Source organism: Gemmatimonadota bacterium, assembly GCA_026387915.1.
GTDB lineage: Bacteria > Gemmatimonadota > Gemmatimonadetes > Gemmatimonadales > Gemmatimonadaceae > Fen-1231.
Map to the genome: position 1 here is coordinate 14,125 of JAPLKS010000005.1, position 21,893 is coordinate 36,017.

The following is a 21,893-nucleotide window of genomic DNA, read 5'->3' on the forward strand; positions in this document are numbered from 1 at the left end:
TGACATATCTACAAAGTTCGCCTTTCGCTCCGCCGTGGCAAGCGGCAATTTCTTAGGGATCCAACCCCCGACCTCTACGGAGCATCGATGTTTTCGAGCCGCTACCGCCTCACGCCCCTCGCCCTGCTGATGTCCTTGGCCCTGTCCGCTGCGGGCGCGCAAGCCGCCGCCAAGCCCGCCGCCAAGCCCGCCGGCAAGCCCGCTGGCAAGCCCGCTGGCCAGCGTGCGCCAGGAGCCAAGGCGGCGGCCCAAAGTGAATGGAAGTCGCTGTTTAACGGGACCAGCACCGACGCCTGGCGCGGCTTCAAGATGGACAAGCTTCCTGAAGGGTGGAGCATTGCCGACGGCACGCTCACCAAGAGCAAACCCGTGGAAGACATCATCAGCAAAGAGGAGTTCGGCAACTTCGAACTCGAGTTCGAATGGAAGCTTGGCAAGGGTGGCAACAGCGGCGCCTTCTACCGAGCCACCGAAGAAGAAACCAAGGTGTATTGGAGCGCCACCGAGTACCAGCTGCTCGATGACGCCGGACATCCAGACGGCAAGAACGCCCTGACGTCGGCAGCGTCGAACTACGGGCTGTATGCACCGCCGCGCGGCGTGGTGAAAGCCGCGGACGAATGGAACAGCACGCGCATCGTGGTGCGCGGCACGCACGCCGAACACTGGCTCAATGGGCAGAAGGTGGTTGAATACGACTACGGGAGCCCCGATTGGACCGCCAAGGTGAAGGCGAGCAAGTTCAACGAGCACCCGATCTATGGCAAAGCCACCAAGGGCCACGTCGCGTTTCAGGGCGATCACACCGGCGTGCTCGCGCTACGCAACATTCGCATTCGTGAACTCACACTGAAGGAGCCCAAATGAACACGGTCAAGGCGAAGCTCTCGGTGATGATGTTCCTCCAGTATTTCGTGTGGGGGAGTTGGTTCGTCACGATGGGAACGTACCTCGGGCAGACGCGTCATTTTGCCGACACGCAGATTGGCGACGCCTACGGCGCGATGGCGATCGCCGCCATTGTGTCACCGTTCTTCATGGGGATCATCGCCGACCGGTTCTTTGCGAGCGAGAAGTTGCTGGCCTTTTTGCACGTGGTGGGTGGGCTGATCATGTGGTTCGTGAGTCGGCAGACGCAGTGGGCGAATTTCTATCCCCTGCTCATCATGTACGCGCTCTGCTACATGCCGACGCTCTCGCTCACTAACTCGATCTCGTTTCACCAGATCAAAGATCCGGCGAAAGACTTTCCGCTCATTCGCGTACTGGGCACCATCGGATGGATTGTTGCCGGCATCACTGTGGGCAAAGTGCTGCACGCCGACGCCCTCGCGTTGCCGATGCAACTCGCGGCGGGCGCTTCCGTGGTGCTTGGGTTGTTTTCGCTGACACTCCCCAACACGCCCCCCAAGGCGGCGGGTGCTCCGTTCAGTGTGCGTGACGCCCTCGGGCTCGACGCGCTCCAGCTGCTCAAGAGCCGCGACTTTCTGATCTTTGTGCTCGGCTCGTTTCTGCTCTGCGTGCCACTCCAGTTCTATTACACGTTTGCCAATCCCTTCCTGAATGAAATCAAGGCGCCGGAGCCGGCGTTCATTCAGACGTTTGGGCAGATGTCGGAGATTGGCTTCATGTTGCTGCTGCCGTTCTTCCTGCGGCGGTTTGGCATCAAGACCATCATGCTCGTGGGAATGGCGGCGTGGGGCGCGCGATACTTCGCCTTTGGCAACGGGAATGCCACCACGGGGATGTGGCTCATCTATGCCGGCATTCTGCTGCACGGCGTGTGCTACGACTTCTTCTTTGTGGCCGGGCAGATCTACACCGACGAAACGGCGGGCGCCAAAGTGCGCGGTGCGGCACAAGGTTTCATTAACCTTGTCACCAATGGTCTCGGCTATTTCGTAGGCGCTGCAATTAGCGGGCGCGTCGTGAATGCCTACGCCACAAACAATGGCACGATGACCGTCCACGACTGGACCAAGATCTGGCCGGTGCCGGCGTATATGGCGTTGGTGGTCTGTCTGATCTTCCTCGTGCTGTTCCGTCCCAAGGCTACCGCACCGGCGAGCAGCTGATGGCGATTCTCGTCGAAGCCGCCGTTGACACCTTTGCCGATGCGCTCGCGGCGCAGGGCGAGGGGTGCCACCGCATCGAACTGTGCGGACCACTCCATGACGGGGGCACGACGCCGAGCGCTGGGTTGATTGCGCGGTGCTCAGACCGCTTGCTGGTGAGTGTGCATGTGCTGGTGCGGCCGCGCACTGGGAATTTTGTGTATACCGACGACGAAATCGCGGTGATGGCACGCGACATCGTGGTCGCGAAAGAATTCGGCGTCGACGGCGTCGTGATCGGTGCGCTGACGCCCGAAGGTGACGTGGACTCCGAGCGGCTCGCGGAGCTGATAGCCGTGGCCAGCCCGATGCGCGTGGGTTTTCACCGCGCGTTCGACCAGGTGCGCGATCAGGACGAAGCGCTCGAACTGCTCGTCGCGCTACAGGTGGACCACATTCTGACGAGTGGCAAGGGCGCGACAGCGGCTGAGGGCGCAGCGCGCCTCAAGTCGCTCGTGGAGCGCGCTGGAGACCGCATCTGTGTGATGGCGGGCGGTTCCATCACACCGGCCAATGCACCGGCTCTGGTGAAGGAGACCGGCGTAAAGATTGTGCACGGGCGGACGTTTCGCGGACTCCCGCAGTCGCTGGGTAACGCGTAGTCACTCTCTCACGCCCGGGCTCACCGATGATTCGCCACGCACTGCTGCGACTCGGCCAACGTCATCCGACGTTCGCGCTGTCCGCGCTGGTGCTCGTGCTGGCCTGTCACAGCAGCGCACCGACCGCAACAAAGAGCACGACGCCCCCCACTACGCCGTCGGTGTATCCGGGCTTTGACATCTCTGTGTATCCGGGCGACGCGCTGATGAACGCGTGGAAGCAGCCCGCGTCACCGTACTATTGGTCGTCGTACTACCTCTCCGCGCCGTGCCACAAGCCGCAGACCTCGTGGCTCGGCAAACGCGCCACGCTCGAGGGGATGGGCTGGGGGCTCGCCGTGATCTACGTCGGACAACAGTACTGGACGAGCGCCGATGTGCGCGGATCCGCCTTGCTCAAGCGGAGCGCGTCCATCGTTTCCACCACGAGCTGCACCAACGGATTGTTGAGCGCCGCACAGGGCGCGCTGGACGCCGATGAGGCGATTGCCAGCACGCAGCAGGAAGGATTCCCCGCGGGGTCCACGATATTCCTTGACCTCGAACACATGACGACCATCCCCGCCATCATGCAGGATTATTACAAGGCGTGGGTGGAGCGGGTGTTGCGCGCGCCGACACAGTACCGACCGGGCATCTACTGCCACACGGCGAACGCCGCAGCCATTCAGAGTGTAGTGCAGGCGTCGTACACCGCGCTGGGGAGAACGGACACGCCGCGCTTCTGGCTCGTCGGCTCGGGCACGGGCTTTGCGCTCACCAAAAGCCCGACGGCATCGGGGTTCACCTTCGCGAACGTCTGGCAGAACCCCAACTTCGAGCGAACGGAATCGTACGGGGGATACACCGCGACGATTGACCAAGATGTGTCGTCCGTGCGATCGCCGTCCGCTCCGTCTGGAACGAGCGTGTTCAGCGCGACCGCACGGACTGTGGCGCCCTAGCCCACCATCGACTTCATCACGAACCAGACGTTGGCCGGACGCTCTGCCAATCGGCGCATGTACCACGGAAACCAGCTCGCGCCGTAACTGATGAGCGTGCGCACCGTGCGACCATCTTTGCGCAGCCGCTGCTGATCGGCGTCGCGAATGCCGTAGAGCATGTGAATCTCATAGGCGCCATCGCTCACCGACATATCGCGCGCACGTTCGACAATGCGGTTGAGCAACGGGATGTCGTGCGTGCCGAGGATCGGGCGGCACTGATCGCGTCCCGCGGCCTCGAGCATGCGCACCGACAAATCGAAAAATGCTTGATCGGTATCGGCCTTGGCCGGAAACGCAATTGCAGCCGGCTCGGCGTACGCGCCCTTCACGAGACGGATCGTGGGCGAAATAGGAATCAGTGCTTCGAGATCCGCTGGCGTGCGACGCAGATAGGCCTGTAAGCAGATGCCCACTTTCTCGTGCTTGGCACGCAGGCCGCGATAGAGCGCCAAGGTGCGGTCGACGTAGGTGGAATCTTCCATGTCGAGCCAGAACGTGGTGCCTATGGAGTCCGCCTTGGCCGCAAGCACATCCAGTGCGGCCGCGCACGCCGACTCGGAAAGATCGAGCCCAAGCTGCGTGGGTTTGACCGAGACATGCGCCGGAACGCGACGCGCCGCGAGTTGATCGAAGAACCAGAGGTAATGCTCGCGCACCGCGTCGGCATCAGCGAGTGACGTGAGGTTCTCGCCGAGCTTGGTGAAAACAGTGCCGCGTCCTTCGGCGGCGAGACGCAGGGCGGCGTCGAGCGCTTCGTCCGGCGACTCACCTGGCATGAAGCGCTTGACCGCACGCTTCACAAACGCACGATGCGACGCCTGATGATTCAGGAACGGGCTCTTGGACGCGCGGAGGAGGAGATTTCTGGCGATGCCCATGTTACGGTTTCCAGGTTCCCTTGGCCACCTGCGGCACGAACGTGTCGTTGCCGCGCGGTGGGAAGTTGAGAGTTTTGCCTTGTTCGGCGCTCTGATACGCCGCCATCAATACCTTGACCACTTCAACACCGTCATCCCACGTGAGCAGCGGCTTTTCGCGGCCAAGGAACACGTTCACAAAGTGGCGGTCTTCGTTGGTGTAGCCGTACGCCGCATACTCCTCCGGCACCACCGGCATCACGCCCTGCTCGGCGTTCTGCTTCTCCACGAGATCCTCGCCAGCGCGCCCCGTGACTTCTCGACTGAAAAAGAGTTGCAACCCACTGTCGAGCGAGTTCCACTTCATGGAATACTCGGGGCCGAGGAGCTCGGCGGAGAGGCGGAGCCCCGCGCCCACAAAGCTCCAACTCGTGCTCGCCTCGCCGATGGCAATGCCGCTGGGCGTTTCGAACTCGATGGTGACGCTGGCAAAATCTTCAGAGGGCCGTTTGGTGTAATCCGCCTGCATCGTCTGCTTGAGACGCTTGGCGTACTTGGGTTGTGACCACTTGAGCGAGGCGATGTGCCCCGTGACGCGCACTGGCTTGACCGTGGAGAGCGCATCACCCGGCTTGGTGAGCAGGTGTCGCACCACAAGCGCGGAGTGGCACATCATGTCGTTGAGCACGCCGCCGCCCTGCAACGCGCCATTCCAGAACCAGGGCATGTGCGGCCCGCTGTGTTCTTCGGCCGCGCGTGCAAGATACGGACGGCCGGTGGTGGCGGCGCCACGCGCCCAGAGCAATGCGCGACCCGTTTCGATGTGCGGCGCGAACAGCTGGTTTTCGAGATACCCGGTGGCGAGCCCGACGCCCTTCACGAGTTTACGGATGTATTGGGCCTCGGCGACATTGCGCGCGAGTGGTTTTTCGCAGGCGATGCCGCGCAGCGTGCCCTTCCCCGACTTTACGGCATGCACAATCTCTTCGACATTCTCGACCCGCGCCTGATTGGGCCCCGTGAGCCAGAGCGCGTCGATGGTCGGGTCCGCGACCATCGCCGTGATGGACTTGTAGGCTTTGGCTTCGCCAACACCGAGCGAGCGGCTGAGCGCCGCGGCCGAGGCCGCGTTCTTGGCATTCGGGCTCCAGACGCCGAGGATGTCGGCGTCGCGCACGCCGCGCCATCCCTGCATATGGAAGCGCGCATTGAAACCGGAACCAATGAATCCAACGCCGAGTCGCGGGGAGGCCATACGGTGAAGGTGTTGAGGAAAAGGATTGAGTTGTTCACCACGGTCGAACGACTGTTTTGCGAATGGAACGGTTCGCCCAACAGGCGAGCAGTCTCACCTCAAACTTAACTCAATGGACGAGACGGAGGACCTTTTTGCATAAACACCGCTTCACTGCGCGGTGATGCTCGCTCGACCGCCGCGCAACACGTACTTCTGAATTTTTCCCGTCGCCGTTTTGGGCAACTCCGCCACGACTGTCATCCCTTTTGGCACCTTGAAGCCCGCAAGGCGCTCGCGCGCGAAGGTGCGCAGCTCCTCCTCGGTGAGCGTGGCATCAGGTTTGAGCACCACAAAGGCGTGCGGCGCCTCCCCCCATTTGTCGTGCGGGAGCCCGACCACGGCCACTTCCTGAATGGCGCTATGCCGCAGGAGAACGCCTTCGACTTCCACCGACGAAATATTCTCGCCACCGCTGATAATGACGTCCTTGAGCCGGTCGCGGATGTCCATATAGCCGTCTGGGTGTACCACGGCGGCGTCCCCGGAGTGGAAGAAGCCACCCTCGAACGCCCGCGCCGTCGCGTCGGGATCGCGGTAGTAACCCTCCATCACGACATTCCCACGCACGACGATTTCGCCGACGGTGACGCCGTCGCGGGGCACATCGCGCCCCGCTTCGTCCACCACGCGTAGCTCCCCGGAGGTAATCAACTCCACCCCCTGCCTCGCTTTGATCTTGGCGCGCTCCGCCACGGGGAGCCCGGCATGCGCGGCTCGCGGCTCGCACACGCTGATGAGCGGCGCGGTTTCGGTGAGGCCATACACGTGCGTAATGGTCCATCCCAGCTCTTCTTCAATGCGCTCAATGGTGTGCGCCGCAGGGGGAGCGCCGGCCGTCAGGACGCGAATCCCTCGCGGCGCGCTCGCGCGCAACGCATCGGGAGCGCTCGCAATCATGATCAGTACCGTGGGCGCCGCGCAGAGCATCGTCGTGCGCTCCGCCTGCATGAGACGGTACACGGTGGGCGCGTCCACTTTGCGCACGCAAACGTGCGCGGCACCCGCCGCCGTCGCAATCCACACGAACGTCCACCCATTGGCGTGAAACATCGGCAACGTCCACAAATAGCGGTCGTCGCAAGTCATCGAGTGGTGCACCAGCGTCCCCACCGCGTTCATCCACGCATTGCGATGCGTGATCATCACGCCCTTGGGCTTGGAGGTCGTACCGCTGGTGTAGTTGATCGTGAGCAACTCATGCTCGGAGACGTCGTGCCGTGCGTACTCAACAGTCGCCTCGGCCAGCAGCTGCTCGTACTGGAGCCAACCGGGGGCGTTGCCCTCGAGTGCCACAAAATGTTCGACCGCTGGCATCTCGTGCCGCACGGCGTTCACGAGGTCGAGAAACTCCGCATGCACACAGAGCACGCGGCTTCCCGAGTGATTGACCATGTACACCCAGTCGGCCGGTAACAGGCGGAAATTGAGTGGCACCACGACCGCCCCTACCTGCGGCACGCCGTAAAACCCTTCGAGCTGCGCGTGCGTGTTGGGGGCGATGTACGCGACTCGGTCTCCGGGAGCAACATCCAAGCGCTGCAGCGCGCTCGACCATCGGTCGCACCGGTCAAAGAACTGGGCGTAGGTCCAACGCTGATCGCCATCGACCACGGCCTCGCGGTCGCCGTAGAGCGAGCGGGCGCGCCGTGCAAACTCCAGCGGGGTGAGAGCGGTCTGCATATGAGTCAGTGCTCGAATTTTATCTGGCGAGAATACCGCGGGGCGTCAGGCGCCGCGCTTGGGAACGCGCGCTTTGTCGATCTTCACCATGACTGTGTATTCGGGATCTACGAGCTGCACGATCGGCGCCTTTGCCGACTGCGATACAAACTGATAGGCGTCCATTTCCGTCATGCCAGACGTTTCGCGCACCCAGCCCACCATCGCCTTGAAAGCCTGGCGCGCTGCATCCTCCAGTGGTCGCCCGCTTCCCACGAACATCACCTCATTCGCGTTTTCGATGCGCGGCACCGGCGTCGCCTTCTTCTTGATGAGGTCAATAATGACTTCCACATTCATCGCGCCCTCAATAGCGGCGCCCATGATCTCGCCGTCGCCCATGGCGTAGTGGCCGTCACCGAAGGAGACGAGCGCGCCGGTCACATTCACACCGAGGAACACCGTGTTCCCTGCGCGTACTTCGGGGCAATCCATGTTTCCACCGAACACGCCAGGCACAATCGTCGAACGTGCCTCCTGCATCGACGGTGCGAGTCCGAGGCAGCCAAGGAATGGCGCGAGCGGCACCTCCCACGTGAACTTGCCGTCGCGCGACTGCGAGCGCGCCACATTCTTCTTGGCATCCACCTCATAGCGCCACGTCATTTCTGGCAGGTCAGCGCCGAGCATCGCGGTGCGATCGGTGCCCACGATAGCACCGAATCCCGGGCTGAAGCTCGACACGGCGTACGGACGCGCTGGTTCGAGCTTCACAATATGAATGGCGAGTGTGTCGCCTGGCTCGGCGCCTTCCACAAAGAAAGGTCCCGTCTGCGGATTGTCGTGCCCCGGCGGCATAACCTTCGACGGCAAATCGGCGGCGGTCTTCACGGCCCCGTCAAAGCAGTCTTCGGTCCAGGTGATGATGCGCGTGCCAGGCACAATGCGCTGACGTGGCGCGGCGCCGCCAAAGGTGTAGACGAGCTCCTCGTGCTTGGGAATCCAGTTGAGCACGGGGCCGTTGGCGGTCGCGCCGGGGAGTGGCGTAGGAGCGCCCGCTACCGTCGCACTGGCGACAGTCGCGCCAGCACTCGCCTCACCCGCCACGGAACTCGCGGCCACACCGCTCGTGCGATCGCCGCACGCCACGAGCGCGCCTAGCAGCCCGAGCGGGGCCTGCACCATGAACTCTCTACGGCTGTTCGCCATCACCACTCCGGATTGTGCATCGAGGGTTCGGGCGCGAGCGCGCCCACTTCGCACGCGGAACTACTTGGTGCTGCCGAGTACCGACTTGGCAATCATCATGTGCACACCCACGTTTCCGTCCACGAGCTGCGTGATGTGCAGATCCGCCGCCATCGACGCCGCCTGATAGGCCTGCGTCTGCGTAATGCCTTTCGCTTCCATCAGAAACTTCACCATCTGCTTCACGGCAACTTGCGTGGCCACAGTGAGATCTTTATCCGTGCCCATCACAATCCAATGCGTGGTGGTCTCAATGCGCGGCCAGTCGAGCTTGAGGTCTTTGCGCACCGTCACCTGAATGCGGCCGGTGAGATTTGTTTCGATGGCGGTTTGGTCTACCTCGCCATCACCCTGCGCGGCGTGGCCGTCGCCGAGCTCAAGCAGTGCGCCCTTCACAAATACCGGCACGTACAGCGTGGTGCCGGCGACGAGTTCCTTGTTGTCCATGTTGCCTGCGTGCGGCCCGGGCGGATTGCTGCTCACGCGCCCGAGCGCGGCCGCCGGCGCCACACCAATCGATCCAAAGAACGGTCGCAGCGGAACCACAATCCCTGGCGCGATCTCAGCGGTCATCTTCTGACGGTCCATCATGATGAGCCGCGTGGCGCGCGGCTCACACAGTTCTTTTAGAAAGCCGCTGCAGCCGTTGTAGCCGTATGCCACCGGCAACCCAATCGAGAGCATGCGCACTTCCAGCACGTCGCCGGAGTCCGCACCCTCTACATAGATGGGGCCGGTGAGAATGTGCCCACCAGGGCCTTTGAGCGATCCGGTGTCCTGCGCCACAATATCGCGGAGGTGTTGCGACACATCTTCTGGCTTCACCCCCATCCGCTCCAACCCCACGGGCGAGTTGGTGAGCATCGTCTCAACTTCAACAATGTCGCCCGACTTCACGCGAATGGCAGGTTTGGCCTCAGCCCAGTAGTAGCCGTACGCGACCGTCGTGGGCGTGGCGGGAAGCTGATGCACCGTTGGCGTCTGCGCCGCAGCAACCTGCCACGACGCCGATGTCACGCTCACCGCGAGCAGGAGCGCGGCGGCCGTCGTGCGCGACCACGCTTCGGCGCCGAATGAGCCGCCGCTACGAGAGTTCTTCACGCGCTTATACACCGCACACCGCACTGCCGCGGCCGCCGCGACCACCTGCTGCGGCTTCCGGCGCCGCGCCTTGGGCGCGAGGCCAGACGTTGTCCGACGCGTCCTTGTCGGGAAAACGGCAGAAGGGGTCGAGCGTAATCTTTTCAATGGCGCGGCCGCCAAAGTCGAGCACCGCGTTGTAACTGCGGTTGCCACCGAACCACACATCCACCGGCCAGGTCACCAGCGCCGTGTGATCGTCGAGCATCGTGGCGTTCTTCATGGGCTTGATGGCAGCGCCCGTCGGAGCGAACTGCACCTTGAGCACCACCGGCGCGGGCATCTGCCCAGCGTGACGAACGGTGACCGTGGTGGTCGCGCCGCTCGTCTTCACCGTCTCAATGCTCCCTTCCACCGCGTCCGTGGTAAACAACCAGCTGTTCCAGAACCAGCCGAGTTCCGCCGCGTGGTTCTTGAGCGCGTTGCTCATAAAGAACACGTAGTCCCACGGCGACGGATGTTTGAACATCCACGCCTTGCCCCACTCGGCGTGCGCACGCTGTACGGCGCTGTCGCCGACAACGCCACCGAGCATCGAGAGCATCATCGGCGTTTTGCTATACGTGGTGAAGCTGTAGTACTGCTGGCCACCGTAGTTGGCGTTCCACATCATCGGCGACTCGGCTTCGTCACCGCTCGTCCGGCCATAGCCCTGCCCCACGCCATCCAGATTGGCGGGACGCGCGGCGCGGTCGGCGTTGGAGAGGATGTTCATGTACTGATTGAATCCTTCGTCCATCCAACCGTACCACGTTTCGTTGTTGCTCACCGTCATTGGCCACCACTCGTGGCCCGTTTCGTGATCGGCAGCGCCCTGATTGGAGTTGATCACCATCGGGTACTCCATGCCAGAGCTCGGCCCATCCTGCAGCGTGAGCTGCGGGAACTGGTACGGGAACCACTGCTTGGAGTAGAACTCCAGCGCGTGACGCGCAATGGGGCCCGCGTTGGTGTAGAGCGCGGAGTCACCGGGCAGGAAGAGCAGATGCACGGGCACCGCGCGCTTGGTAGGAATGGTGGCGCGCGTGGCTTTCCAGACAAACTTTTTGGCGGTGGCCCACGCAAAGTCGTTGACCGTGTCGGCCACGAAGTGCCAGGTGAGTCGATCGCCGGCGGCGGTGGCTTTACCCGGGCCTATTTCGTCAGGGCCGACAATCGTGCGCACGTCGTCGGACTCGAGCACGTGTGAGAGCCGCTCGCGCGCGGTGGCGGTGAGCACTTCGTTGGGATTTTGCAAAATGCCGGTGCCGCTCACAATCCAACCGGCGGGGACGTCAATCGACACGTCGAAGCGGCCGAAGTTGTTGTAGAACTCCGACGGCCCGAGATAAAGCTCTGGGTCCCAACCACGGAGATCGTCGTACACAGCAACACGCGGATACCATTGCGTGGGCTGATAGAGCGTGTCGGCCCAGCGCTGCGTCATGCGGTGCGACTGTCCCGGACCGCCCGGCACTTTGTGACTCCACTCAATATCGAGCGTCGCTTTGCCGTGGGCGGGAATCGCCTTGAGCAGATTGATCGTGGCGCGCGTGCTGTTGAGTCCGCTCGCGCTGTTCTGCGTGGCTGCAGGCGCTGCGGCCCCACGTCCACCGCGGCCTGCCGGTGCGTTGAGGTTCACCGGTTCGCCATCCACGCTCATGCGCGAAATCGCGAAACCGTCGGTGAGTTCCGCTGGCACCCAGGGTGCGGCGCGCGGCACGTTGAACAAGAACATGTTCATGTCGAGCCGGAGGACAATGCTACGCAGCGAGTCCGGGCTGTTGTTCTGCAGCGTGATGGACTCGCGGCCGCTGATGCGTGACGTGGCGGGGTCGAGACGCGCGCGGATGGTGTAGTCGGTGCGGAGCTGCCAGTAGTTGCGCCCCGGGCGTCCGGTGGAATCGCGCGTACCAGCCGCCAAGGCGCGGCGAATGGTGTTGGTGATCGGCACATCGCGGCGTACGGCTCGCGGTGGCGCCTGCGCCACGCTGACGGCGGGGAGCAGCGCCACGGCCAGCAAGAATCGCGTCGAGAGGTTCATTTGCTCTTTGGAGTGTGGTGAACGCGCCAAGGGGGTGGGCGCGCTTCGACAACGGAGCACTCTATAGATGTACGCGCAGTGCCCGCCGAACGATGATTCGCTCAGCGCGCCCCTCCGACGAGTGCTTGATAGACCAGATTCGAGAACTTGGTGGCGATTCCCGAAGTGTTCGGCAGCTGGTTCACCATCAGCACGATCACCAGCCCCTCAGCGGGGTCCACCTTGTAGTTGGAGCCGTAGGCGCCGCCCCAGCCAAAGGTGCCGACCGACGCGGAGCCCGAGGCGCCGTAGCGCTCTGTGATCTGAAAACCGAGCCCCCACCCCATGCCGTCGCCGGCGAGGGTGCCCACCTGATTGGTGGTCATCAGCCCCACGGTGTGCGGCGCGAGAATGCGTTTACCGTCGAGCGTGCCGCGACGGCGGATCATTTCTAAGAAGCGCGCGTAGTCGTGCGCAGTTGAAAGGAGTCCGGCACCACCGGCAAAGCTCCGGCGCGGGCCGTCCACGTAGTCGCCCTGCCCACGCGGCCCTTCGGGCGCACGCACGGCATGCCCCGTATTGTCGCTGCCGTACACCACGGCGAGTCGGTCACGCTTGGCCGGCGGCAAATAGAAATGCGTGTCGGTCATGCCGAGCGGCCCTGTGATGCGCTCGCGAATGAATTCGTCGAGCGGCTTGCCACTCGCACGCTCTACCACGCAGCCGAGGATGTCGGTGTTGTAGCCATAGACCCACGCGGCGCCAGGCTGCGACACGAAGGGCAAGGTGCCGAGCCGCTCCATCGATTCGCAGATCGGCTCGTTTTTGTCGGCTGTGTACCAACCAAAGCCTGCGGCGGGGCCGAGGCCTTTGGCTTCGTAGAGCGGCGCGACGAGAGCGTCCGTACCATACGACACGCCCGATGTGTGCGTGAGCAGATCCTTGATGGTGATGGCCCGCTTGGCCGGCACAATCGCGCGGCCGGTGTCGGTGCGCACGGCGACCGTGGTTTTCGCGAAGGTTGGAATCCAGTTGCTCACCGGGTCTTCGAGCGTGAGCTTCCCTTCTTCCATCAAGATGAGTGCGGCGACACTTGTAATGGCTTTGGTTTGCGACGCGATGCGGAAGATGCCGTCGGCCGTCATTTTGCGAGTGGCTTCACGATCGCTCCACCCCACCGCGTGCTCGTATTCCACCTTGCCGTCGTGAAGCACGAGGGCCACCACACCGCCGACGCGGCGCTCGGTGACATAGTTGTCGAGCACGGCGTCGATGCGTGCGAGTCGGTCCTTGGCGAAGACAGGTGCGGCAGCGGAAGGTGCTTTTGCGGCAGGCTGCTGTGCGCCGAGCGCGAGCGGGGCCAAGAGCGCGGACAACAGCACGCGTTGCACCGACGCACGGATGTTCCAGATCATCGCATTCTCCGTAAAGCAGACGGCGTGTGCCGCCCGCGGTAGCTACTCGCCCTGCACGGGCACGCGCGACTTCATCACATCGTAGGTGACACCCAGTTTGTCGAGCGCTGGCTTGGGACACCCCGGCCATTCGGGAATCGCCTGATTACCGATGTACTGCAAATCGTCCACACCCATTTTACTGGAGTAGAATCCACTCGCCGTGAAGTCGCGCAGGCGATTGAAGTGCGCCACCCCTTCGGCGAGTTCCTTGGTGGCCTTGCGCGGCCATGCAATCTGATCGAGAAGAGCGCGCCGTTCAGCTGGCGTGCATTTAACAAAGTTCTTGTGATACGTGTTGAAGGCAAAGCCGTCGATCCACCGCAGTCCTTCGCGCATCCAGTTGTACGACGGCGCGTAGTCCTTGCAGATGAAGTCCATGAACTCTGGGACGCCGGCATCGGTGGCGCTCCCCGAGCGGGCGTCCTTGGGGATGATCAAGTCGACGAGCACGCGCACTTGCTTCCATTCGTCGGCGTGGAACCATTGCGGCGTGTACGCGGAACCGGCGGCTTGGTCGTCGAGCGCGCGCATGGCGTGTTCGGCGGCGCGCATGGCGTCGGCGGGCGCAATGGGAGTGAACACCAGCGGCGCGACTGCGGCCGCCTTGAGGAGATCGCGGCGCGTGGTCACAGGCTACGCTCCTTCACCGCTTTGGCAATGAAGTCCGACGTTTTCCAGGACAGCGCAAGAATGGTCCACGTGGGGTTCTTATCAGCCTGCGTAACAAAGGGCGCGCCGTCCGTCACAAACAAATTCTTGCATTCCCACGCCTGACAATTCGCATTGAGCGCCGACGTTTTGGGATCGTTGCCCATGCGCACACCACCCACCTCGTGAATGATCGAGCCGCCATTGCCAATGCCGTAGCCGCGATCCTTGCCAGGCATCGGCGAAAACACTTCGCCGCCCATTTCGGCAATGAGCGCACGGAAAGTTTCCTGCATGTGCTTGGCTTGGTTCAGCTCGTAATCCGTCCACTCCCAGTGGAATTTGAGCACCGGAATGCCATAGCGATCCTTTTTGCTCGGATCGATTTCGCAGAACGATTTCTCGTTGGGGATCATCTCGCCACGGCCATCAAAGCCGACGGTCGCACCATAGTAGTGGCGATAGTCGGCCTTGAGGTCGGCGCCGTAGCCACCGCCGTTGGGATAACGATGAATGCCACCCATGAACCCAGCGCCCGGCACGCTGCGCCCGCCCCACACTTCAATGTGATAGCCGCGTGGGAAGTCGAGTTTTTTATTGTCGAGCCACCAAGGCATATACACGTGCATACCGCCCACGCCGTCGCAGTTGTGCGAGGGGGAATCCATCATCTTCGGAATGAAGCCTCCCACGCCAGCGCCCACGGTGTCGGTGATGTATTTGCCCACCACACCGCTGCTATTGGCGAGTCCGTTGGGATGCTTGGCCGACTTGGAGTTGAGCAACAACCGCGCCGACTCGCAGGCACTTGCTGCGAGCACCACGATTTTGGCGTTGACGTGCCGGTCTTCACCTGTGTGCTTGTCGACGTAGCTGACACCGGTGGCCTGCCCTTGGTCATCCGTCGTGATTTCGCGCGCCATCGCGTTGGTGAGCAACGTCAGGCGCCCCGTTTTGAGCGCAGGCGCAATCAACACGTTGGTCGACGTGAAGTTCGCATTCACCGCGCAGCCACGATTGCACTGGCCGCAGTAGTGGCAGGCCATGCGTCCATTCACTGGCTTGGTGAGAATGGACAGGCGCGAGGGAATGCAGGTGACGTTGAGTTTATCCGACGCCTTCTTTACCAGCAGTTCGCGACACCGCGCCTTGGGCGCCGGCAGAAAATGTCCGTCGGGATGATTGCGCAGCCCTTCGTTGGAACCGAACACGCCAACGTACTTGTCGACTTTGTCGTACCAGGGCGCAATCTCGTCGTACGAGATGGGCCAGTCGTCGCCTAATCCATCCACGCTCTTGTGGCGGAAGTCGTCGGGGCCAAAGCGGAGCGAAATACGCCCCCAGTGATTGGTGCGGCCACCCACCATTCGCGCGCGCCACCAATCGAACTTGGTGCCCTCAGCTTTGGTGTACGGTTCTCCGTCGAGTTCCCAGCCGCCAATGCAGGCGTCGAACTCACCGAAGGGGCGCTCCTTGGTGGAGCCGCCACGCCGCGGCGTTTGCCAGGGCCAGGTGAGCATTTTGGAATCTTTGGTGTTGTCCCACGGTCCGCCGGCTTCGAGGAGCACCACATTGGCGCCGGCTTTGGTGAGGACGTGCGCGGCCATGCCGCCACCGGCTCCCGAGCCGATGATGGCCACATCATACATGAGGCGTTTAGGGGCAGTTTGCATGGCCAAGAAATTGGGCGCGGGGCGGCTAGAAAGACAGCTGTTTGAGATACTTCGCGCTCGCCTGAATGCTGGCCAGCGCGTCCTTGGGCTGATCGTGCTCCACAAAGTAGTGCTCGATGCCGGCCTGTTTGTGTTTGGCAAGGATCCGGGGCCAGTCGATAATGCCCGACCCGACGTCGCGCATAGCAAACTCAGGACGTGGGCTGCCGTCCTTTACGTGCACGCAGCGGAAGCGCCCGGGGTACTTGGCGAAGTAGTCGAGCGGCTCCACCCCCGCCGAGATGGCCCAGTACAGATCCATCTCAAAATCGACCAATGACGGGTCGGTTTCGCCTAGGAGGATGTCGAGCGGGCGGGCGCCATCAGCGAGGGGCTTGAGCTCCACATTGTGATTGTGGTAGCCAAACCGGAGCCCGTCGCCCACGGCGCGCTTCCCTACGGCCGCAAAACGGCCAGCGAGCGCTTTCCACTCGGCGGTTGAGGGAAGTTTGCTGGTATCGACCGAGGCCACAATCAGCCAGCGGTGCCCCAGCGCCTTGGCCGCGGCGGCCTGCCCTGGCCAGTCGCGCTCGAGGGCATCGAGGCTCACGTGGGCGCTCGGCGCCGTGAGTTTGAGGGCGTCGAGCTGGGCGCGCAATGCGGCCGGTTCTCGGGAGAAATAGCCCGCGAACTCCACTTCGCGGTACCCCGCCTCGGCCACCGCCGCGAGGGTATTTTCGACACTCTTCTGCATCTCGGTGCGCACCGTATAAAGCTGCACGCCAAAACGGTCGAGGCGTTCGCGTATGAGCGGTGCACCCGGCAGGGCGTGCAGGGCGCGAGGGAGCGCGGCCAGAGCCGCGGCGGCGGACACCGATTCGAGAAAACGGCGGCGGGTTGTCATCCTTTTACGTTGCGACACGGCGGCAGGATGCGCAATTGCGCCGACGGTTATGCCTTTGGCTCCACCCGATAGCGTCGGAACCGGCGCATCTGCTTGAGGCCGATTTTCGCGAGGCGACCCGGCGCGAAGCGGCTCAAGAAGTACGCAATGCGCCCGGCACGCGGGAGCACCACCAGCTCCTCGTTCCGTTCCACGCCGAGGAGCATTTCGGCCACCCCAGCGTCGAGGGGATGAATGGCCATCGGCACGGGGTTCCGCACGGTATCGGTCGTCTGGCCAGCCCGGATGGCGGACGCATAGATATTGGTGTCGAGAAAGCCTGGGCAGAGCGCCGTCACCTTGACCCCCAACTCGGCGCCCTCCACTCGCAGCGCGCGCGAGAGCCCCACCACGGCGTGCTTACTCGCCGAATAGGGTGCGAGTGCTGGCGACACGATAAGCCCCGAGAGCGAGGCCGTATTCACGATATGCCCGCTCCGCTGCTGCACCATATATGGATACACGGCATGAATGCCGTAGATGACGCCCATCAGGTTGACGTCGAGCACCTGCTTCCACTGCGCGAGCGTGGCGTCGCGCACTTCGCCGCGAAAACCAATGCCGGCATTGTTGAAGAAGTAGTCAATGCGTCCGTGCTCGGCGATCACGCCATCCACCATGGCCTGCATGGCGGCGGCATCCGTCACATCGAGAGCCGACGCCGAGGCCTTGCCGCCCCGTTCACGAATTGCTGCGGCAACCAGCTCGGCGCCTGCACCGTCACGGTCCGTGGCGATGACGGTGGCGCCCTGCTTTGCCACCGATTCGGCGATGCCGCGTCCGATGCCAGAAGCGGCGCCGGTGATGCACACAATTTTGCCTAAAAAAACAGACACCGTGACTCCAGATGTGGGTGCAAGGACAATGCGAAGGTGCGGCCAGCGGCACAAGGCTTGTCGCCGAGGTGGGCGTGTGTTTCGTTTGACGGATGTCGTATCTCTGGTTCAAAGCCGCGCACCTGCTCGCCGTCATCACCTGGATGTCGGGGAGCTCGTACATCTTCCGGCTCTTCGGCTTTCACGTGGAGCGACGTGCCTCCGCCGATGCGTCGGCGCTGCTCGTGGTGATGGAGCGCCGGTTGCTGCGGATTGTGATGCTGCCCGGCGCGCTCGCCACAGTAGGGCTTGGGCTCACGATGCTGACGGTGCATCCCGAGCTGATGCACGAGCGTTGGATGCAGCTCAAGCTCGGTTCCGTGGCGGTGATGCTGTTGTACGACGGTTACGCGCATTGGGTGGCTACGCGCTTCGCGCGTGGCGACTACGTGCTCACGGCGCCGCAATGTCGCTGGCTGCATTCCGTGCCAACGACATTGCTGCTCGTGATCGTCGCCATGGTGATCGTGCGTCCCTTCTGAGGTGCGCCGCCTGAGTTACGGCTTGGCGGCGGGGCGCAGCACCAGATCTTGAAAGTCAAAGCTGAAGTCGACCCCTGGCGTGGGGGTCATTTTCATTTCCGTGACTTTGCCATCCTGCACCACAAACTGCACAAAGGCATCGGCGCGAAGCGAACGATCGTTCCAGCGTGCAATAAAGGCGTCGCCCTTTTGGTGCTCCAGCGTGCCGGACAACTCAGGGGAATGGCTGAAGCGGATGGCAAGGCGCGCGCCTTCCTGCGTGACCGACACGTCGCCGTACCAGACGTCGGTGTAGGTGGTGGCGTAGCGCGCGAGCGGAAGCGTTGGGCGCACGGTCGTGTCGCGCGTGGTCTGCGTTGTGGTGGCTTTTGCGAGCTCGGCCATCTCGCTCGCTTCCAGCTTTTTGTAACCGCCCAACCAATCCACGGTCGGCGCACCAAGGTAGTAATCGAGTACGCGGTGTGTAATCGACTGGAACGCAGCGCTCGATTCCTGATTGGTGAATACCGCCACCCCGAGGCGTTTGTCGGGGATCATCAAGATTTGACTGACGTACCCCGGCAGTCCTCCGGTGTGACTGAGCATTTTGTAGCCGCGGTAATCGCGCGTGCCAAAGCCAAGCGCGTAGAGGCCGAAGTTGGCGCGGAGCGGCTCCATGCCCGGCGGTGCGCTGCCGATGGGCGTGGGGGTCACGCCGGTCCAGAGTTCGCGCGCGGAAGCCGGTGACCAGAGTCGTTTGCCATCGGGCGTGCGGCCGGAGTCGAGCTGCGTGATCATCCAGCGGGCGATGTCGGTGGCGCCGCTGTTGATGCCGCCGGCGGGGTTTGTGTTGTCGCTCACCATGGGCGGTACGGCGACCACTTTGCCGTTCACATCGGCGTGCGTCGTGGCGACATTACCACCAGCGGCGGCATCGGCGTGGCGCACGGTGCTGTGCGTCATGCCGAGCGGCGTGAGGAGTTCCTTGGCCACAAACGCTTCCCACGTCATGCCGCTCACCTTCTCGATAAGTTCACCCGCCACGAGATAGAGCACATTGTCGTACGCATACGCACTGCGGAATGAGGTGGCGGGTTTGATGTAGCGCAGGCGCTGCGAGATTTCCTTGCGCGAGTACGTTGATGCGGGCCACCAGAGCAGATCGCCAGCGCCGAGGCCGAGGCCGCTGCGATGCACGAGCAGATCGCGCACGGTGATTTCGCGGGTGACAAAGGGATCGTACATCGCGAAGTCGGGGAGATAGCGCGTGACGGGCGCATCCCATTCCACTTTGCCGCGTTCCACGAGAATAGCGAGCGCCGTGGCGGTGAAGGCCTTGGTGTTGGATGCGATGCCAAATCGCGTTTCAGCGTTGACCTTGGCTGGCTCACCGAGTTTACGGACGCCAAAGCCCTGCGCGACAATGACCTTGCCGTCCTTCACAATGGCAACAGCAACCCCAGGCACGCGGAATGCCTTGAGGACGGAGGCGACGTACGCGTCGAAGTTGGGCGGCGCTGTGGGGGCTTGGGCGTGGAGTGCCGGAGTCGCGGAGAGAGCGACAATCGCGAGGAGAGTGCAGAGTGGGCGCATGGGCTCGGTAAATTCAGGAGGACGATCAATGGAATACTGAAACTGAAAACGGTAAACGGCCTACGGTAAACGGTTGTTCGTCTGCGGTTGTTCGTTGTCGGTTCACGCTGATCCGCGCCACGCTACCCCAACGGCTTTTCCTGCATAAACGCCATCAGGTTGCCTTCGGTATCGCGCCAGAAACTCATCCAGAGCTCGTGGTCGGGCATCCGCGCCACGAGATGCGGCTCGCGTTCCACCGTCGCTCCCTGTGCGACGAGCGCCGAGGTGGAGGCGTCGAGATCGGATGTCTTGAAGTACAGTACAGAACCGGGCGGCGCGAGCTCCGCCTGCTCGGTGGTTGAGAGCATGAGGCGGGTCTCGCCGCAGCGGAAAAAGGCGAGGCCGGTGGTCTCGAACAAGAAAGGCAGCCCGACGGCGTCGCGATAAAACGCCGTGGCGCGCGGCACATCGTGGCACACCACGGCAATCTGACCAATACTCGACACCCCGGACATAGGTACCCCGTGAAAGAGTCGCTGCGAACATAGCGCCTCAGCGTGGACTCTCGCTACGGCGCGCGATGCACGGTGAGCGGCACGCGGACGAGAAGCTGAGGCGGCAACAGTTGTGCGCGCGCGTTCGGCGAGTGCGTGCCGCCGGCGGCCGGCGCAGCATACAGTTGCACCACCCTCTCTCGCGGCACACCACACACGCGCCAGCGGCCTGCGGCGTCGGCGGTCACTTCGGCCCCGAGCGATTTGACGGCCACTTTTCCGTCCGCGCGCGCGTCGATACTCGCCAACCAAGACAGGGTCACGACCGCGCCGCGTATTGGGGCACCGGTCTCGTCCGTGACCGTGCCATACAGCAACCCCGTTCGCGAGGCGCCGCGGCCCTTTGGCGCACCGCAGGCGCGCGCGAGCAGTTCCTCCCCCGTCGGCAAACTCACCGTGTCCACCGGCATGCCGTCGCGAATCTCCACGAGCCGTTCGAAGGGAGGAATGTCCGCTTCACGCATCACGGCTGTTGACCACTGCAGCTTATAGCGCCCAGCAAGCACGTGCGTGAGTCGCACCCGAGCGGCGCTGTCTGCCGTGAGCGTGTAGTCGCTGCCTTCTAATGCGATATTCGTCCCCGCGACGGCCAGCAACGAGTCCCGTTGCACAAGCCTCAGCTCATACGACGCGCCACCGCCGGCGTACAGCACCGTGCCCCCGAAGGCCACCTCGGAGACTTCGCCGCCAGAGAGTTGCATGGCCACGGGAACCAGGAACGACGCGGCGCGAAGTCCGCGCACGGTGACGGACGATCGCACGGTCATGTGCGGCATCCGAATGGACCACCGATTCACGAACCAATGCCCAGTAGAGATGCGCCGGAACTCCACGCGTCCGCCCGTCCCCGCGTCAGCGTACTCGGGCGCCAGCCCCGTATAGGAAAACTCGAGCGACCTCAGTTCGGCGGTGGCGCGGTCGAGCCAGAATGTCCCCTCAATGTCTTTCACATTATTGCGCGCCGCCGATGGGCTAAACCCAACGCCAATGCGGTCAAGCGACCCACTCGTAGGAAGTACAATCGAGAAACAGTGCGAGCTTGCGAACTGATCGGACAGCAGCGCCCGTTCATCGGGCGCACGGAACACCATATCGCTCCCCACATTGATCACGTAACCCAGTTGATCGAGCGATTCCGGAGAATCGCTGACGAACGGCCGCGAGGTGTTGCCGCTTCGCACCCCAACCGTCTGTTTGCGCACCACCCGCCCCGCACTGTCGAGCGTGCGCACATACGTGAGCCAACGCGTGGTGAGCCGGTGCTCGTTGACCGCGAGTTGCGATGCCGTGAGTGCCTTCCGAGCTTCCTCCCAAAGCTGCGCCACCATCTGTCCCGAATCGTCGCGAATGCGGCAGACGCTTTTACTCTGCACCGTCACCGTGGCGAGGTTCACTGCCTCGGCGCCGAGCACAATGCGCTGCTCCACCAGCTCGCCGGCCGCAACCGTTATTGGAGGGAGCACGGTGGGGCGGTACCCCACACGTAGAGCCCGCAACACGAACACGCCCCCCGCGGGCAGCGCGAGCGTGTAGTCGCCACGTTCGCCCGAAAGCGTACGCCCCGCCACGCGCTGAAGCGAGTCGGTGGCCACCACGATAATGCCGGTGGCTGGGGTCGAGCTGTCGGGGAGCGTCACTGTGCCACGCACGCGTTGCGCCAACGCCCCATGCGTGGCACACGAGAGGAGCAATCCGACAGTGACCACCACGCGCATCGCACCCCTCCTCGGCGCGTTCGCGCCAGTGATGCCACTTAGTATACAATACGTGTGCCGCAGGAATCCGGCGAAGGGCCGGCGCGGCCGCACTCACCTACGAGG

19 protein-coding genes are annotated in these 21,893 nt (G+C 63.2%); 5 read left to right on the top strand and 14 right to left on the bottom strand.

The window, feature by feature from the left end; translation table 11 throughout:
- Positions 1 to 87 precede the first annotated feature (87 nt).
- The 4 genes from NTZ43_01145 to NTZ43_01160 are packed head-to-tail and all read left to right on the top strand — an operon-like array spanning position 88 to position 3,660.
- Positions 88 to 867 (top strand): DUF1080 domain-containing protein, encoded by a 780-nt coding sequence (locus tag NTZ43_01145; protein ID MCX5765816.1) that lies wholly within the window; start codon positions 88 to 90, stop codon positions 865 to 867.
- A complete protein-coding gene (locus tag NTZ43_01150; protein MCX5765817.1) occupies positions 864 to 2,075 on the top strand; it encodes a nucleoside permease in 1,212 nt (403 codons plus the stop codon). The genes NTZ43_01145 and NTZ43_01150 overlap by 4 nt, the downstream gene beginning before the upstream one ends.
- Positions 2,075 to 2,716 (top strand): copper homeostasis protein CutC, encoded by a 642-nt coding sequence (locus NTZ43_01155; GenBank protein ID MCX5765818.1) that lies wholly within the window; start codon positions 2,075 to 2,077, stop codon positions 2,714 to 2,716. Before NTZ43_01150 ends, NTZ43_01155 begins: the two co-directional genes overlap by 1 nt.
- Before the next feature lie 26 nt (positions 2,717 to 2,742).
- The gene (locus tag NTZ43_01160; GenBank protein MCX5765819.1) at positions 2,743 to 3,660 is read left to right on the top strand and encodes a DUF1906 domain-containing protein; all 918 of its coding nucleotides are present in this window, start codon (positions 2,743 to 2,745) and stop codon (positions 3,658 to 3,660) included.
- Here NTZ43_01160 and NTZ43_01165 read toward each other — a convergent pair.
- The 11 genes from NTZ43_01165 to NTZ43_01215 all read right to left on the bottom strand — a co-directional run bounded on the left by NTZ43_01165 (position 3,657) and on the right by NTZ43_01215 (position 17,444).
- Complete coding sequence (locus tag NTZ43_01165) at positions 3,657 to 4,583, bottom strand: proline dehydrogenase family protein (protein ID MCX5765820.1); 927 nt, start codon at positions 4,581 to 4,583, stop codon at positions 3,657 to 3,659. The genes NTZ43_01160 and NTZ43_01165 overlap by 4 nt on opposite strands.
- Position 4,584: 1 nt before the next feature.
- Positions 4,585 to 5,817, bottom strand: a complete 1,233-nt coding sequence (locus NTZ43_01170) for a Gfo/Idh/MocA family oxidoreductase (GenBank protein ID MCX5765821.1) — start codon at positions 5,815 to 5,817, stop codon at positions 4,585 to 4,587.
- Between the two features lie 150 nt (positions 5,818 to 5,967).
- Entirely contained in the window at positions 5,968 to 7,539 is a 1,572-nt protein-coding gene (locus NTZ43_01175) for a long-chain-fatty-acid--CoA ligase (GenBank protein MCX5765822.1), read from the bottom strand.
- A 45-nt stretch (positions 7,540 to 7,584) separates the two neighbouring features.
- Positions 7,585 to 8,727, bottom strand: a complete 1,143-nt coding sequence (locus tag NTZ43_01180) for an acetamidase/formamidase family protein (protein MCX5765823.1) — start codon at positions 8,725 to 8,727, stop codon at positions 7,585 to 7,587.
- Between the two features lie 60 nt (positions 8,728 to 8,787).
- Positions 8,788 to 9,867: an acetamidase/formamidase family protein gene (locus tag NTZ43_01185; GenBank protein MCX5765824.1), complete on the bottom strand. Its 1,080-nt coding sequence runs from the start codon at positions 9,865 to 9,867 to the stop codon at positions 8,788 to 8,790.
- Between the two features lie 4 nt (positions 9,868 to 9,871).
- Positions 9,872 to 11,929, bottom strand: a complete 2,058-nt coding sequence (locus NTZ43_01190) for a M1 family metallopeptidase (GenBank protein MCX5765825.1) — start codon at positions 11,927 to 11,929, stop codon at positions 9,872 to 9,874.
- A 101-nt stretch (positions 11,930 to 12,030) separates the two neighbouring features.
- Positions 12,031 to 13,323, bottom strand: a complete 1,293-nt coding sequence (locus NTZ43_01195; protein MCX5765826.1) for a serine hydrolase — start codon at positions 13,321 to 13,323, stop codon at positions 12,031 to 12,033.
- A 42-nt stretch (positions 13,324 to 13,365) separates the two neighbouring features.
- Entirely contained in the window at positions 13,366 to 13,995 is a 630-nt protein-coding gene (locus tag NTZ43_01200) for a gluconate 2-dehydrogenase subunit 3 family protein (protein MCX5765827.1), read from the bottom strand.
- On the bottom strand, positions 13,992 to 15,686 hold the full coding sequence (locus tag NTZ43_01205) for a GMC family oxidoreductase (GenBank protein ID MCX5765828.1): 1,695 nt from the start codon (positions 15,684 to 15,686) through the stop codon (positions 13,992 to 13,994). The genes NTZ43_01200 and NTZ43_01205 overlap by 4 nt, the downstream gene beginning before the upstream one ends.
- A gap of 25 nt (positions 15,687 to 15,711) precedes the next feature.
- The gene (locus NTZ43_01210; GenBank protein ID MCX5765829.1) at positions 15,712 to 16,569 is read right to left on the bottom strand and encodes a sugar phosphate isomerase/epimerase; all 858 of its coding nucleotides are present in this window, start codon (positions 16,567 to 16,569) and stop codon (positions 15,712 to 15,714) included.
- A gap of 47 nt (positions 16,570 to 16,616) precedes the next feature.
- Positions 16,617 to 17,444, bottom strand: coding sequence for an SDR family oxidoreductase (locus NTZ43_01215; protein MCX5765830.1), 828 nt, complete (start codon positions 17,442 to 17,444; stop codon positions 16,617 to 16,619).
- Positions 17,445 to 17,536: 92 nt separating this feature from the next.
- Between NTZ43_01215 and NTZ43_01220 the strand changes: the two genes are divergently transcribed.
- Positions 17,537 to 17,965 (top strand): CopD family protein, encoded by a 429-nt coding sequence (locus NTZ43_01220; GenBank protein ID MCX5765831.1) that lies wholly within the window; start codon positions 17,537 to 17,539, stop codon positions 17,963 to 17,965.
- Positions 17,966 to 17,980: 15 nt separating this feature from the next.
- On the opposite strand, the gene NTZ43_01225 is transcribed toward NTZ43_01220, so the two are convergent.
- The 3 genes from NTZ43_01225 to NTZ43_01235 form a co-directional block, all read right to left on the bottom strand.
- Positions 17,981 to 19,537, bottom strand: coding sequence for a serine hydrolase (locus NTZ43_01225; GenBank protein MCX5765832.1), 1,557 nt, complete (start codon positions 19,535 to 19,537; stop codon positions 17,981 to 17,983).
- A gap of 122 nt (positions 19,538 to 19,659) precedes the next feature.
- Positions 19,660 to 20,034 carry a VOC family protein gene (locus NTZ43_01230; GenBank protein ID MCX5765833.1) on the bottom strand — a complete coding sequence of 125 codons (375 nt, stop codon included), beginning with the start codon at positions 20,032 to 20,034 and terminating at the stop codon, positions 19,660 to 19,662.
- Between the two features lie 53 nt (positions 20,035 to 20,087).
- Positions 20,088 to 21,788, bottom strand: a complete 1,701-nt coding sequence (locus tag NTZ43_01235) for a carboxypeptidase-like regulatory domain-containing protein (GenBank protein ID MCX5765834.1) — start codon at positions 21,786 to 21,788, stop codon at positions 20,088 to 20,090.
- Positions 21,789 to 21,893 lie beyond the last annotated feature (105 nt).